The organism is Achromobacter sp. Marseille-Q0513 (genome assembly GCF_018195695.1).
In the GTDB taxonomy this organism is placed as follows: Bacteria; Pseudomonadota; Gammaproteobacteria; order Burkholderiales; family Burkholderiaceae_B; genus Achromobacter.
This window is the reverse complement of sequence record NZ_JAGTJY010000164.1, coordinates 1-14,584: the sequence shown is the minus strand read 5'-3', so window position 1 is coordinate 14,584 and position 14,584 is coordinate 1. Positions and strand designations below refer to the sequence as shown.

At 72.5% G+C, this 14,584-nt stretch carries 4 protein-coding genes; all 4 read right to left on the bottom strand.

Going from position 1 to position 14,584, the window contains the following annotated elements:
- Positions 1-307: 307 nt before the first annotated feature.
- The 4 genes from KDH83_RS24395 to KDH83_RS24385 all read right to left on the bottom strand — a co-directional run bounded on the left by KDH83_RS24395 (position 308) and on the right by KDH83_RS24385 (position 14,540).
- Positions 308-1,252 carry a FecR domain-containing protein gene (locus KDH83_RS24395; RefSeq protein ID WP_249205321.1) on the bottom strand — a complete coding sequence of 315 codons (945 nt, stop codon included), beginning with the start codon at positions 1,250-1,252 and terminating at the stop codon, positions 308-310.
- Between the two features lie 13 nt (positions 1,253-1,265).
- Entirely contained in the window at positions 1,266-1,808 is a 543-nt protein-coding gene (locus tag KDH83_RS32690) for an RNA polymerase sigma factor (RefSeq protein ID WP_349291663.1), read from the bottom strand.
- Between the two features lie 5 nt (positions 1,809-1,813).
- Complete coding sequence (locus KDH83_RS32685) at positions 1,814-2,515, bottom strand: STN domain-containing protein (protein WP_249205320.1); 702 nt, start codon at positions 2,513-2,515, stop codon at positions 1,814-1,816.
- A gap of 139 nt (positions 2,516-2,654) precedes the next feature.
- Positions 2,655-14,540, bottom strand: a complete 11,886-nt coding sequence (locus tag KDH83_RS24385; protein WP_249205322.1) for a filamentous haemagglutinin family protein — start codon at positions 14,538-14,540, stop codon at positions 2,655-2,657.
- Positions 14,541-14,584 lie beyond the last annotated feature (44 nt).

Genomic DNA, 14,584 nt, shown 5'->3' with positions numbered 1-14,584 from the left:
AGGCCCGCGACTGCGCTTGCGCCGCGCCCGCCGCGCCGCCCGCGATCAGCAGCGCGGCCACCGCCTGCGACAAGGGCGTCGGCCGCCACGACGGCGGCTGGCGGTCCCGCCGCGAGTGACGGGTGACGGGGGCATGGGAACGGCTGGACATGACGGCTTCCTTCATGGAGTCGGATCTGGCTTCAGCAGCGCCGGGCTCCGTGGCCGGGCTGCGCATGGGTGCCTAGACCCGCGCAGGCGTCATCGACCGCAGGTTTTCATAAAAAATTCACAATCGACGCCCGCCGCCCGCGTCGCGGCGCCGGCCTCAGCTCAGCAGCACGATGCCGCCCGGCAGCGTCGTCACCTGCGCGCCGTACACATCGCGTATCAGCAGCGCCGCGTCGGCCAGCTGGTCCAGCGGGAAACGGGCCTGTACCCGGCTGCCGGCCAGCCGGTCGCCCATCAGCAGGATGCGGCCCGCGCGGTGGCGGTTGATCTCGTCCACGACCTGCGCCAGCGGCACGTCGTTGAACTCCAGCACGCCGCGCCGCCAGCCGCTGATGGCGGCCAGGTCGGCGTCGCGCGGCGCGCCCAGGCCGTCCGCGCCCAGCAGCACCTGCCGTGGCGCGGCCAGCGCCAGCTCGCCGCCCGGCCCCTGCACTCGCGCCACGCCTTCCAGGCAGGTCACGCGCACCTGGGCGTCCGTGTAGCGCACGTTGACGCAGGCGTCGCGCACCGTCACGCTGCCGGCGCCCGCCGACAAGCTGACCGGTCGCGCGCCGGCGCGCAGCTCGACCTCGCCGGCCAGCAGGTCCACCCGTTCGCCCCGCGCCTGCGCGGATACGTTGATGCGGGTGCGCGTGTTCATCTGCACGGTGGCGTCCTCGCCCAGCGCCACCTCGCGCTGTTCGCCGGCGCCGCTGCGATAGTCGGCGGCCAGCTCGCTCACCGCCGGCCACAGGTCCAGCGGCGGCCGGAACGCCAGATAGGCGCCGCAGGCCGCCAGCGCACCGCCCAGGAAGGCGCGCCGCCCCGGCGCCCTGGCCCGCGCGCGCGCCATCTGCTCGGCGTGCGCGCGCCGGGCGGCCGGCTGCAGCGCCTGCCAGGCGGCGCGGGTCTCCTTGAAGGCGCGCGCATGCTCGGCGCTCTGTCCGCACCACTGCCGGAACGCCGCGCCATCGGCCTCGGTGGCCTGCCCGGACGCCAGCCGCAGCACCCAGGCCTGGGCCTCGCGGCGCAGCGCCAGCTGGGGATTCTTGCGAGTGAACATGGCCGCCATATCCCTAAGACGATTTGCCGGCCCCGGGACCGAAGCGTTGGACATACTCTTTTTCCAGTTTCCGGCAGCAATGCTCCAGGCCGGCGCGCAGTTCCTTCTCCACCGTGCGCACCGAGATGCCGAAGCGCTCGGCGATCTCGCGGTGCGGCACCTCGTCGACCCGCGCGGCGATCACGATGGCCTGGCGCCGGCGCGGCAATTCCGCCAGCGCCGCCTCCAGCGCCGCCAGCTGCTGGCGCCCCTCGACCTCGCGGACGGGTCCCGCCGCCTCGTCGGCCAGCTCGTACAGCTCGTCCAGTTCGTCCATGGAGAGCAGGCGCGCGCTGCCACGGCGCTGGTCTTCGGCGACGTTGACCGCGATCTTGAACAGATAGGCCGCCGGATACTCCACCGGCGCGGCATCGGGCATGCTCTCGACGCGCAGCCAGGTTTCCTGCATGGCTTCGTTGGCCAGGTCTTCCGAGCCCAGCCGGATGCGCAGGCGCTTGCGGAAGTCCTGGTATTTGGCGAGAAACAGCTCGCGCAGGCTGGCGGACGGCGCGGACACAGGCGTCAGCCTCCGGCCACGTGCCGGCAGTCCGCGGCCGCGTCGGCGCGCGGCGCCAGGCGGATGAGCACCGGCTGCGGCAGCCCGGCGGGCGGCGGCGCGTCCATCACCAGGCCGGTCATCAGTCCAGTCAGCGCCGCGTCGCGCTGCGCGTCGCCCGTGCCCGTGAGCAGCGCGGCGCGGCCGACGACGCCGTTGCGGCCGATCCAGAGCTGCAAAGCGGCCCGGTAGCGGCCGAACTCCGCGCCGCGCCACTGACACAGCGCGCGCGTGACGGTGCGCTGCAACACGCCCGCGTAGGCCAGCGGCACCGTCGCCGGACGATCGCCGTCCGGCCCGGACGGCCGCGCCGCGGGTTCCACCAACGTGAAGGCCGTGGCGCTGGAGTAGCGCGCCTGCAGGCCGGTGCCCGCCAGCAGACGGCTCAGCGCGTCTTGCGGCGCGTACCAACCCTGCACCGCCGCCGCGCGCCTGCCCGCGGTGACTCGGCTGGCCACCAGCACGGCCATGCCGGTGGTCTGCGCATAGGCGGCAAGCGCGGCATCCAGCGGCTGGGCCGCGATGTCGAAGCGCAGCCGCCCGGACTCGGCGGCCCGGCCCGGCGCCGGCGCGCACAGGCCCAGCGCGAACAGGCCGAGCGCGGCCCGGCCCAGCGCCAGCCGCCAGGCCAGCGCCCGGGCTGCCCCGGTCGCCTGCGTGACAGTCATAACACTCCGGTACTTGAAAGGGCGGCGACCGCGTCCGGAACAGGGCGCGGACGCGGGAAAGAAGCGGCATGGTAGCGGCGCCGCATGACGGAAGGGTGACGGCGGTTCAAGCCGCCGCCGCCCGACCGCCACGCCGCCGTCACATCGACAGCTTGGCGCGCTCCTGTTCCGTCAGGCCGCGCATCTCGCCCGGTTCCAGCGCGCCGGCTCCCAATATCTGCACCGCGCTGGCCGAGTCGTAGCGCGAGCCGGCGGGCGCCGCCGCGCGCGGCTGGGCCGAGGGCGCGGCGGCAGCCGGTTCGTCGCCATAGCCCAGGATCTGCACGCTGATGACCGACGGCAGGTTCTGGCGCGACTGCTGCTGGGCGCGCTGCACCGATTCCTGCGCCGCCCCGGCCGCCGCCGAGGACGCCGCGCTGGCCGACGCCAGCGCGCCGGTGTTGACCGTCGCCGCCGCCGGAATGCCGCTGCTCTCGCCCTTGACCTGGATGTTGGCCGCGTTCACCACGTGCAGCGCCGCGATGTTGATGTTGCCCGACACCCGGATCCCCGCCTCGCCCGCATCGATGGTCCCCAGCGGCGCGTACAGGTCCACGTCGCCGGCCGGCACCTCCGCGATCGGCGCCAGCGTCGCGATGCCCGCGCCAGAACTCGGCGCGTTCGGCGACAGCGCCACGTTGCCGACCGCGTCATAGATCCGCCGTGGTGGGGTGTACACCACCGTGGTCTTGGCGCCCCGGCCGGCGTTGATGTCGCCCTCGGCCGACCAGGCCAGGATGCCGCCGCCGAACGTCGTCATGATCCGGCTCTGCCCCAGCAGGATGCTGTCGCGCGCGTAGAGCTGGATGTCGCCGCTGCCCTGGGTCACGACACCGGCGCTGGACGGCGGCGCCAGGCCCTCGACGCCGAAGACCTGCGCGCCGCCCGGCGTCAGCGCCTGGATGTCCCCGCCGGCGCGGGTCTGCACGCCCGCGCCGCCGTAGAGCGTAATGCCACCGTCATAGCGCAGGGGCGCGCCCTGCGCATCGTGGTCGGGGAACAAGGCGGCGATGGCCTGGCGTCCGCGCAGATAGCTGCCCTCGCGCGCGGCCAGCTTGCCGTTGTATTCGCGGCCGCTATTGCGCAGCTCGGCGAAATAGACCTGCCGGGCAAAGACGCGCTGCTGTTCCGCCGGCAGCGCCGCGAAGTAGGCGCGCGCCTCGGCTGCGTCGCCGGCGTAGCCGTAGCGCTGGGTCAGCCACAGCAGCAGCTCGGCTTCGTAGGTCTTGAAGGGCAGGCCCTGATCGAGCAGCGGACGCGCCGGATCGGCGGTCTTGTCGCCCAGATAGCGCGCGAGGAAGCCCGCATAGTCCGCCCCTCGCGCGCCTGCGCCGGCCTGCAGCGCGACGGCGGCGCCGGCGCGCGTGTCGCCAGGCGCCACGGGCCCCAGGCTGACCACGCTGGCCTTGTCTTCCATCAACAGGTTGCGGCCGGCCGATATCTCCATCACGCCCGGACCCGCGACCATGAAGCTGCTGTGGAGAATGTCGCGGCCGGCCTGCACCAGCGACACATCCGAAAGGCTCGCATGCACGAACAGATTGCCGCTCGCCGAGCCCGCGTAGCCGCCGCCCGAGTTGCGGCTCAGATCGCCCGGCAAGGACATGTCCTGACCGGGAGCCGTGCCGCTGTTGACGATATCGCGTCCGGCCAGCATGCGCACCGGCGCGGCGCCCACATACCAGACCTGGCTGTCGCGCGTGGTGGCCGTATAGCTGTAGACAGCGCCGCTGCGCACGCCGACCAGATCCTGCCCGGCATAGATGCGCACCGGCTCGCGCGGCGCGGACTGCGCCGCCACGCTGTCGACGCCGAAGGAGAACAGCGGCAGGCGCCGCGTCGTCGCGACGATGCCATCCACGGACTGGTTGCTGGAACGGATCCCGTTGCGCGCGACCCCGGCAAAGGCAGGCCGCTGCGGCGTCGCCAGCGCGCTCTCCGACGCGCCGGACGGCGTGATCGAATAGCCGCCGGCGTAAATCGAGCCGGACGCCAGCAATTCCAGCTGCCCCCGGTCCGACGGCATCAGCACGATGCCGTAGAGCGATGCATCGTAGCGATGCGACATCCCGGCGCGGGCCGACTGGCCGTAGTACATGCTGCCGCCCGCCGCCACGGCGCGCAGGATGGGCGGATAGATATAGCGCCCGTCCGTGGGCGAGATGTCCAGCCCCGTCGCGATGCCGCTGCCGTCGATTTCGGTCGCCGCGCTGCCTGGCGTGAGATTGCCGCCCGCCGAGTGCAGGTCAATGGCGCTGCGGCCGGTCCAGAGCGTGAACCATGAGATGCCGCCGCCCCGCGCCAGCAGGCCCGTCGTATCGAGATAGGGCCGGGTCGCAAACGGCACCACGCGGCCGGGATCCACCACCGCGCCCAGCACCAGATCGCCGCGCGTATTCAGATTGACGGTGGCGTCGCCCGGCGCCAGCACCAGTCCGCCGGTGGCCGATGCCATGGACGAAGACAGGGGATCCGGCGCGCGGGAATCGAGCGGATCGCGCGACAGGGAAGTGGCGCCATAGGACAGCGCGATGCCGCCGAGCGAGGCCGCGCTGAGCTGCACGTTGCCGCGCAGGTTCGCCAATACGCCGTCCAATGCATGGCGGTTCATGGCGCGGCTCTTCTTGTCTATGTCGTTGTAGCCGCGCGCCTCCAGGTCGGCGTTGTAGCCGCCGCCCACGCGAAAATCGATGTCGCCGCCGCCCGTCAGCACCAGCCGGCCGTCCGCCGTCATGCGGCCGCTGCCGCCCACCGCCACGGTCAGCCCCTGGCTGCGGCGCGCGCTTTCGGCCGTGTCCGCCTGCGATTGCAGCGTGCCGGCATCGCCGCCGACCGAGATGGCGACGTTGCCGCCGCCCAGCGTGCCGAAACCGGTGAAGCCCACCAGATGGGGCACATAGGCATTCACCGCCGACGAGCCATTGTCGAAAGGCGGGCGCACATAGGTGCCGAAATTGATGCCCCAGGCCACGGGCACCGCGGCGGGACCGGACGGCGTATCGCCGCCGCCCTGCCGCCACAGCCAGTTGGCGATGCTGGCGCTGGACAGCGCCTCGCGATTCTGGCTGCTCCAGGCCGGGGCGATCGACACGCCGTTGAGATTGCCGCCGGCCGTCACCGACAGATTGCCGCCGCGCTCCGGATACCAGACCCGCGCCAGGCTCGCGCCGCCGCCGTCGACGAATCTTTCGTAGTCGCCGCCCTCGCTGCCCAGCACCGTGCCCTGGCCCGGCACCACGCCGCGCGCCTGCCGGTAGGCCGGACCCATGTCCACCGACTCGGTGCCCGCCGTGTAGACGCCGTAGGGCGACGCCAGCCGCACATCGCCCGCCGCGGCCACGTCCAGGTCGCCCGTGCCCGTGCGCAGCACGCTGTAGTTCTGTCCCAGCACGCTCGCGGTCTTGGTGATTTCCAGCCGGATGTCGCAAAACGCCGGGTTGAGATCGCAGACGGCCAGCGCGCCCTTGGGCACGTCGGTCCCGGCAATGCGGTCCGGCTGGCTGTCCTGCGCGGCCTGCGACCACACCTTGACCTCGCGCTTGATCGCCACGGTCTCGCAGGCCTCCGGCACCCATTCGCACACGCCGAGAAAGGGCTCGGGCACCTCGGTCCCGCGCGGGCCGATGCCCATCTGCTCGCCCTCTTCCGTGATCATGATCTTGATGTTGTCCACGACGCGCGCGGCATAGTGCGAGTCGGCCAGCACCACATGACCGGCGCGCGGGTCGACACCGACGGCGCGCGGATCGGCGGCCGCCAGGTCGGCGCCGCCGACCAGCCGCAAGCCCCACGATTGCGAGCCCGCGGGCAGCATTGCCGCCAGCGCCCAGTTGCGTCCCTGCGTGCCGGCCTTGTCCGCGCGCAGCTCGACCATGCTCGCGCCGTCGGGCAACTTGACGTCGGTGCCGGACGGCAGGTGCGCGCCGCGCGGCAGGTTCAGCTTGCCGGCCAGCACCAGCGGGGACGGCTTGCCGTCGTCCGTCAACGCGCGCGGCAGCGCCACGCCGGCAGGCCAGCGCAGCGGCGCCAGCGTTGCCGTCGCCGCAAGCACGCTGCCGGCGCCCAGGCGCGCGTCGGCCGGCAGCGTGACGGCCTGCGCCAGCAGCGCGCCGGCCGGATACAGCAGCGCGCCGTGGGCATCGTGCACGGCGGCCGCCAGGACGGTGCCCGCCGGCAGCGTCAGCGGCTGCGCCAGGGTGCCCGCCACCGGCAACACGGTGCCCGCCGCGAACTGCGTCTGCGACAGCGGCAGTTCGAAATTGAGCATGGCCCCCGACGGGAAAGTCGTGCCTTGCGCCAGCGACACGCCGATATCGGGCACCACCGGGTCGCCACGATACGGCTGCACGCCGGACAACAGCAGCCAGCCCGAGTCGTCGGGCGTGACGGGAGGCGGCGCGAAACCGTCGTTGATGCTGCCGTTGATCTCCAGATTGCCGCCGGCCCGGATCGCCAGGCTGCCCACTTCGCCGGATCCATAGATGCCGGTGAGCGGCGCGCGCGGATTCAGGCTCGCATAGCGGTAGCGCGACAGGTCCAGATCCCCCTGCACCACCAGATCGCCGTCTGCAGAGGCGCTGCGGATCTCCACGCCGGGGCGCAGGTGCAGCGCGTCCGCGTAGGGCAGCAGGCCCGCCAGCTTGCCGCGCCTCAGGCCGGCATTGGCCAGCGCCGCGTCGACGAACTTGCGGCTGTCGTCATGAATGCGGTCCAGGTAGTCCTGGTCGATGACCTGCCACTTGGCGCCATTCGCCGGATCCGTCTCGGTGCGCGCATCGCGATAGATGGCCATGCCATTGACCGCCACGCTTCGGGCGCCACGGATCGACAGGGCGCCGCTGGCATCGATATCGATGTCGCCCGCGATCAGGCCGCCCAGGCGCGGCGCGTTCAGCTCCATGCTGCCCAGCCCGAGAGCGCCGCCAGGCGCTTCAGCCCCCGCGCGCAGGTCGAAGCTGGCGCCCGCGTCCAACTGCAGGCGACCGGCGCCGGAATTGAGTTCGATGAGCGCCCGGTTCGGCGCGTCTATCGGCTGGCCATAGCTGTCCAGGCGCGGCACGCTGCCATGCGCGTCCAGCGCCGCGCCGGCGGCGAGGCGCAAGCCCTGGGCCGCTGCCAGCCGGATGCTGCCCACGCCCTCGCCGCTGGCGTCGATGCGGCCGGCCACGATCAGGCGGCCACCGTCCAGCGAAATGTTCACCTGGCGCGCCCGCACTTCATCGCCGACCGTCAGGTCGCCCTGCTTGATCTGGAAGCTGCGCGAGCCGAAGACGCCGCCCGCGTTCAGGCGCTGGTTCAGGGCCGCGAAGTCCAGACGCTGCGCGCGAATGTCGACGCCGCCGGCGGCGTAGGGCACCAGGGTGCCGCCGGCATCGTAGCGCCCGGAAGCCTGGCCCTGAATGGCGCCCAGCAGATCCACCCGGCCCGCCAGCGGATCCAGCGCGATCGCGGTCAGGCTGCCGGCGCGGTTGTTGCTGGCGGACAGGTCGATGAGGCTGCCCGGCGCCTGCAGAATGTCGCCCTGCCGGCTTTCCAGGCGCAGCTCGCCGCCCCAGCCGTACTTGCTGACATCATGGAAATCGGTCTTGCGTCCGGCCAGGTCCAGGCGCGCGCCATCGCCCAGGACCAGGCCGCGCTGCGCTGCCAGCGTCAGCTTGCCGCTGGGCAAGGCCACGGCGGTGTCGATGCGCACGCTGTCGCCATCCAGGACCCATTCCGCGCCGCCGGCGACCGTGGCCGCCGGGGCCGCCGTGGCGGCGCCCGCGGGCCGGCTCGCGACGATGGCGCCGCCGGCCTTGATGCGATGGATCGAACCGGCCTCGCCGGTGATCAGCGGCGTGTACAGATTGAGATTGCCGCCCTGGTAAGCGTAGCCGCTTCCTTCGACGTAGGCGCCTTGCGACTGGTACACCGACAGGCTGCCCCGGTGATTGGCGGTGATGCGCTGCGCCGCGTTCAGGTTGACGGTGGCGAAACCGAGCGCCATGCGCTGCGGCGCGGCCGTGCCGTCCGGCTGGCCCGCGGGCCCGTAGCCGAACTCGATGCGGTCGGCGATGAGATCCAGCGTCCCCTGGCCCGTTCCCGCGCCCTGCGCGATCACGGCTGTCGGCGCGCCGCCGCCGCCCCAGATCAGGGTCTGCGCGCGCAGCGTGGCCCGGTCGCCCGCCGCGCCATAGCCGTAGATGGCCGGCGCGTTCAGTTCAAGGCGACCCAAGGGCTTGCCCGAGGGCGTCGCGGCGGCGCTCAGGTCCACCGTTTCGTAGAAGTTGACCGAGTCCCTGACCGTCAGCGTCAGCACTTCCAGCGCCGGCGCGCCGAAATCCGCATCGCCCGCGAGCAGCCGGTCCAGCAGCCCCTGGTTCAAGGTCATGCCCGCCGGCAGCGCGCCGCGCGCCGCGGCGGCGGCCAGCGCCTGCGCGCTGCCCGCGTTGACGGCGCTCACCGACAGCGCCAGCTGACGCGCGCCATAGCGGGCCTGGTCGCCCAGGATGAAGCGGCCATCGGTGGCCGCGGCCAGCGTGCCCTCGGTGTAGAGCCGGGCAGGCCGGGCGCACAGGCCGGCGCAGGCGCCGATCTCTATCGCCCCCGGCGGATTGCCCTCGGGTCCTTGGGGCGCGTCCGGCGGCAGCATGGTGATCAGACCGTTGGACAGAGCCAGCACGGCGCTGCGGCCGGGGCTGTACAGGTAGCCTTCGGCGCTGTCGTAGTAGGCGCGGCCCGCGCCGATCGTATCGATGGCGGCGCCCGCCTCCAGCGTGATGCTGCCCGCCGACACGAACACCTGCGGCGCGCGCAGCAGCGCGCCATCCCGCAACGTGACGCTGCGCGCCTGCGACGCGAACGTCAGCACATTGGCGCCTCCCGTCGGGGAGCTGCGAGCCAGGCCGCCCACGCTGATGCGCGACGCGCCGAAGCCATTGAGCGTGCTGGCGTAATAACTGCTCATGCCGGGCGTGGCGGCCGCGCCGTCGGCCAGCACCTCGATCGCGCTGCCGCGCAGCGCCAGCTCGCCGCCGCGCCCGCCTTCGGCCGGCCGGAAATCGGCCCGGCCCTGGAAGTCGAGCCGGCCATCCACGCCCACGTCGATGGACAGCAGCTTGGCGTCGCGCTCCAGCATCGCCCGTGGCATGCCGCGACGCTGCGCGTCCTCCAGCACGTAGCGCGCGTAGGACGTCTCGTTGTACTGGGAATAGCGGCGCAGCGTCTGCGCGGGCGTGACGATCACCTGCGACGGCAACGCGTCGCGTATGGCCGTGCCGGCCACGGAGAAGGACGCCGGCAGGCTCCAGGAGCCGTTGCGCATGGCCAGCGCGGGTTGGCCGGGGACAACGCTGGCCGGCGCGACGCGGCCGTCGATCTCGACCCGGAACGCGCCCGGCAGCAAGGCATAGCTGGCCGGCATCAGCGTGTAGGTGCCCGCCGACAGGCCCGGCACGCCCGCCCCGATCTGGATCTGCCGGCCGATCAGCGGCGCGCCCTCGCCGGCCTCGGCGGCCGTTGGCGCGACCGTCGCCTGCGCGCCCGGCACGACGGCGTAGACCGGATTGGTCGCCAAACCGGGCAGGCTGAACCCGCCGCCCGACGGATCGATCCGCATCAGCGGCGTGTAGCGCGCATCGCTGGAGCCGCCACGGCCGCTGACGAACGCCGCGCCCAGCAGCTCGCCGCCGCCCGACAGATCGATTTGCGAGCCCGGCGCCGCGTCCAGATTGCCGGACAGCGCGATCTTGCCGTAATCGCCCGGCCGGTTCGACAGCATCGGCTTGCCGCCATACGCATAGGCCACGCCATCCACGGTGCCGCCATAGGGCATCACCAGTCCGCGTGCGCTGACCGACGTCAGGCTGCCCGGCCGCAAGCTCAGTTGCTCGGCGTTGAGCGAAAGATTGCCCAACGGCGCCCACAGCGCCGCGCCGTGATCGATGCGCGACGCGGTGAGGGTCAGCTCGCCGAAGGCCGAATAGGGCGCCGACTCGTCCGCGCCCACGCGGGACAGCGCCAGCGGCTGGCGCTTGCCGTAGTAGCCCGCTTCCACCACGGCCCGGGCTTGCGTCTCGGGGTAGATGCGCGCGCCGGCCAGCGCCACGGATCCCGGCGTCGCCAGTATCGTCATGCCGTCGCTCACGGCGCCGCGCAGGAAGCGCAAGTCACCGTCGGCGGCCAGGCTGACGTTGCCGTAGCCTCGGCCGTCCACGGTGCGCAGCACCCTGCCCTGTAGCAGGAAATAGCCGTTGGCGCCGAAGCTGACCCGGTCGCGCACATCCACCGTGTTCCCGTGCACCGCGAACACGCCGGTCGGGTCCTGCTTCGACAGGCCGCCATGCACGGCGGGCAGCACCAGGAAGTCCGCGTTGGGACGGTCGGTCTGCGCCAGCAGCACATAGGGCGCGCTGACGCCGAACCGGGTATCCGGCGGCGCGCCCTCGGCCACCGTGAACGCGCCGGCGAACAGGCGGACGGCCTGGCTGGCCCGCAGGTCGACCGCGCCGCTGGCGCTGATGAATCCATTGGCCAGCACATTGAGGGTGCCAAAACCGCTGTCCTGGTAGCGGTCCAGCGCCAGCTCGCCGTGGCCGTAGCGCAGCAAGGGCCGCGCCGCCTGCGGATCGGCGACGTCGGGCAGGCTGGCCGCCGCCTGCTGACGGATCAGCAGCTCGCGCTGCACCCGCACCAGATCGACGCTGGTGTTTGCGTAGACGGGCGTTTCCAGCGCCACCGACAGCACGCCGCCGGCCGCGCCGGCCCCGCCCGCGCGGGCGCGCAGCGTGCCATCCAGGTACAGCCCGTCGTAGGAGCTGAGCGAAATCGATCCCCCGGCGCTGGCGACGCCGACGCTGCCGCCCTGCGGCAGATCCAGGATCGCGAACGCGCCGGACGCTTCCAGCAGCGAGCCGGGGCGCAGCACCACGAAGGCATCCACCGACGTGGCCGAGCCCTTGGCGGTATTGATCTCGCCGCCGATGACGATGGCGCCGCCCGCATCCACCCAGCCGTATCGCCGCCCCTGCGCATCCAGGGCCACGGCCGCGCGTCCGGCCACATCCAGCACCGCGCCACCGCCCACCCACAGCGAACGCTTGTGACCGCTACCGTCGCCGCGGTTTTCGCTCAGGGCCACCGGCGGCTGGTCGATGCGCAGCGAGCCTCCGGGCGCGCGCAAGACGCCGTCCAGGGTGATCTGGCCTGCGCCGCGCAAGGCGATGGCCTGGCGCGGATCCACCTCGATCGACGCGCCGCGCGCCAGCGTCAGTTGCGCCGTCGCCCGGTCATCCTCGGGCGAATAGATGGCTCCGGTACGCAGCGTCAGGTCCGCGCCCAGGCGCTGCGTCAACACGCGCTTGAGCGGATCGTCCTGGTACAGCGGCGGCGTCCAGGTTTCCAGCGCCGCATTCCGGTCCGACGCATTCAGCGCCTGCGCCGTATAGCGCAACACCGGCATGGTCACGCGCACGCGGGCGCCTTCGACGACCTCCAGGCCGCGCACGCCGGCCACTTCGTATTGCGAGAAGCCGCTGGCGAAGAAGCCTTCGTCCAGCACCGACACGCCCGGCGCGACGGCCTGGCGCCCACGGCCCACGCTGACCCGTTCGGCCTGCAGCAACAGCTTGCCGCCGCCGTCCACCCCATAGCCGGCGATCTCGCCCGCCACGGTCAGCACGCCGCCCGTGGCGTTGCCCAAGGCGTTGGCCGCCAGCGTGACGTCGCCGCCCTTGCCGCCGCGCAGAACACCCGCCCAGGACCTGCCCGCGCCGCTGGACACATTGATCGATCCGGACTGCGTGAGCGACACGTCGCCGCTGCTGCGCAGCGCGACCGAGCCGCCGTGACGCCAGGCCATCAGCGCCGAATCTTGCGGCGTCAGCGCCAGGTTGGTCCACAGGCCGCCAGCATCCACCCGCGCGCCCACGCGCACGCCCACCGGCTTGCCGGCGGCCGGATTGGCCACGCCCTCCTCGATGCGGCCGGTGTAGGCGCCCATCTGCTTGAGCACATTGCCGGCCTGGATGCGGCCGCCCGGCGCCGACAGGTCCGCGTCAATGGCGACCCAGGGCGCGTACAGCACGGCCTCGCCCCCAGGCGCCAGCCGCAGCGCCTGCTGCACGACCACGCGCTCCGTGCCCGCCAGCCTCAGAGCGCCCAGTCCCGCCTGATTCAGCCAGGCGGCATCCAGCACGATCTCGCCGTCCGCCGCGTCAGCCTGCCCGACCGTCACCTGCCGGCTGATGCCGGACAAGCCCCAGGCAAGACGGCCCGTCACCGTATCGAAACGCGGCAGATACTGGCCCACGACCAGTTGTCCGCGTCGCGCCGCCGCGGTCTGTGATTGATAGAAGCCTTCCATGTCGCGCTGCGGCGCATCGGTCTGGCGCGCCCCCTGGTAGACCTCTCCCGTCAACGCGCCCTGCAGGGCCGCGCGTTCCGTGGACACCAGCAGTTGTCCCGCGTCGCGTCCCACCGTGTAGCCGGTCTCGTAGCGCTGGCGCGGCGCGATCAACGGGTTGTAGAAGGTGCGCGTGGCCCGCTCGCCCCAGCGCGCATGCGTCTGCTCGAAGCCTTTGTACAGGCCGGTGTAGAGCAGGTCGCCGGGCGCGCGCGACAGCTCGTACAGGCGGCCGTCCGCGCCGCGCAGCCAGCTCTGGCGGATGTAGCCGTCCCGCACGTCCAGCGTGCCGCCCGACAGGTTGATATCCGAGCCGGCCCGCGTGACCAGCTCGCCGCCCGTGAACGTCGCCGTGCCGCCCTGCGCCAGCCACTCGCCCGCCCCGCGCCCGCTGGTCGCCAGATAGCCGCCCACCTCCAGCAAGCCGCCCGCCGTGTACCAGCGTTCGTTCTGGTAGCCGTTCACGCCCGCGGCCACCTTCACCAGCGTGCGCCGGTCCACCCATACTTCGCTGTTGTTCAGGTTCTTGCTGTCGCGATTGACAGGCGAGTCGCGCTGCTCGTTGCCCTGCACGTCGATCCGGACGCTGTTGGACTCCATCGCCACCTGCACGCCGATCGCGCCCGCCACGTCCAGCGCCGCCCCAGACTGCAACAGCGCCTGCCGGCCCGCCGACACCGCGATCTGCCCGCCGGTCGCCACGGTGGTCGAGCCGCCCGCGAACAGCGCCTGCCCGCCCGTCACCACCTCGATGCGCGACAGGTCGCGCCGGTCGGCCACGGTGCTCAGGTGGTCGTATGCGCCGCCCGTCTTGTTGGTCGCCTGACCGTCCAAGGCCTTCAGCGCCGCGTCCCGCTGGCCGTCCAGGCCGGTGAGCGCCGACGATTCCAGTACCACGGCGGTAACGCTGCCCTCGCCCAGCGCCACGCTGCCGCTCGCATCGCTGGCGCGGTTCAGCAGGTGGATGGCGCCGCGCGCACCGATGTCGGTGCTGGCGACCAGCACGCCGTCCTGCCGCACCTGGCGACCGGCCAGCGTGATGTCGCCGGTGGTGGCGCTGATCAGCCCGCTGTTGCGCACCAGCCCTGCCGCGCTGCCGGCCCTGACGGTGACGCCGACCTCGTTGCCGGTGGTCGTCGACTTGACGTTGCCGTCGGTGCCGTAGCCCTTGCGAATGTAGAAATCGTCACCCGCCGCCAGCACGGTCTGCCCGCGCGGCGTCGCGATCTGGCCGGCGTTGTGGACCTCGCTGCCCAGCAGCAGCACGTAGCCGCCGCCGCGCGTGGCGCTGCCCGGCTCGTGCGTGGCGAGGCTCGCGCCCGGCCGTAGCTCAATCTTGCCCAGCGCGTCCTTGAACGTAGGCTGCGTGCCTTCGGCATCGGCATGGATGCCCTTGTCGCGGAACTGCTGATCGGTGATGGTGGCGGCAGCCGCCACCAGGTTGCGCGCGTTGACCTGGCTGGTGCCGCTGAAGATCACGCCGTTCTGGTTCACCACCAACACGGTGCCGTCGGCCTTGATGGCGCCGTGGATCTCGCTGGGCCGGGCCGACGCGCCGACGACGCGATTCAGGACCGCGTCCGCCGCGCCCTGTTTGAATTGCAGCGTGGTGTCACGGCCGACGTTGAACGTCTCCCAGTTGAGGATGG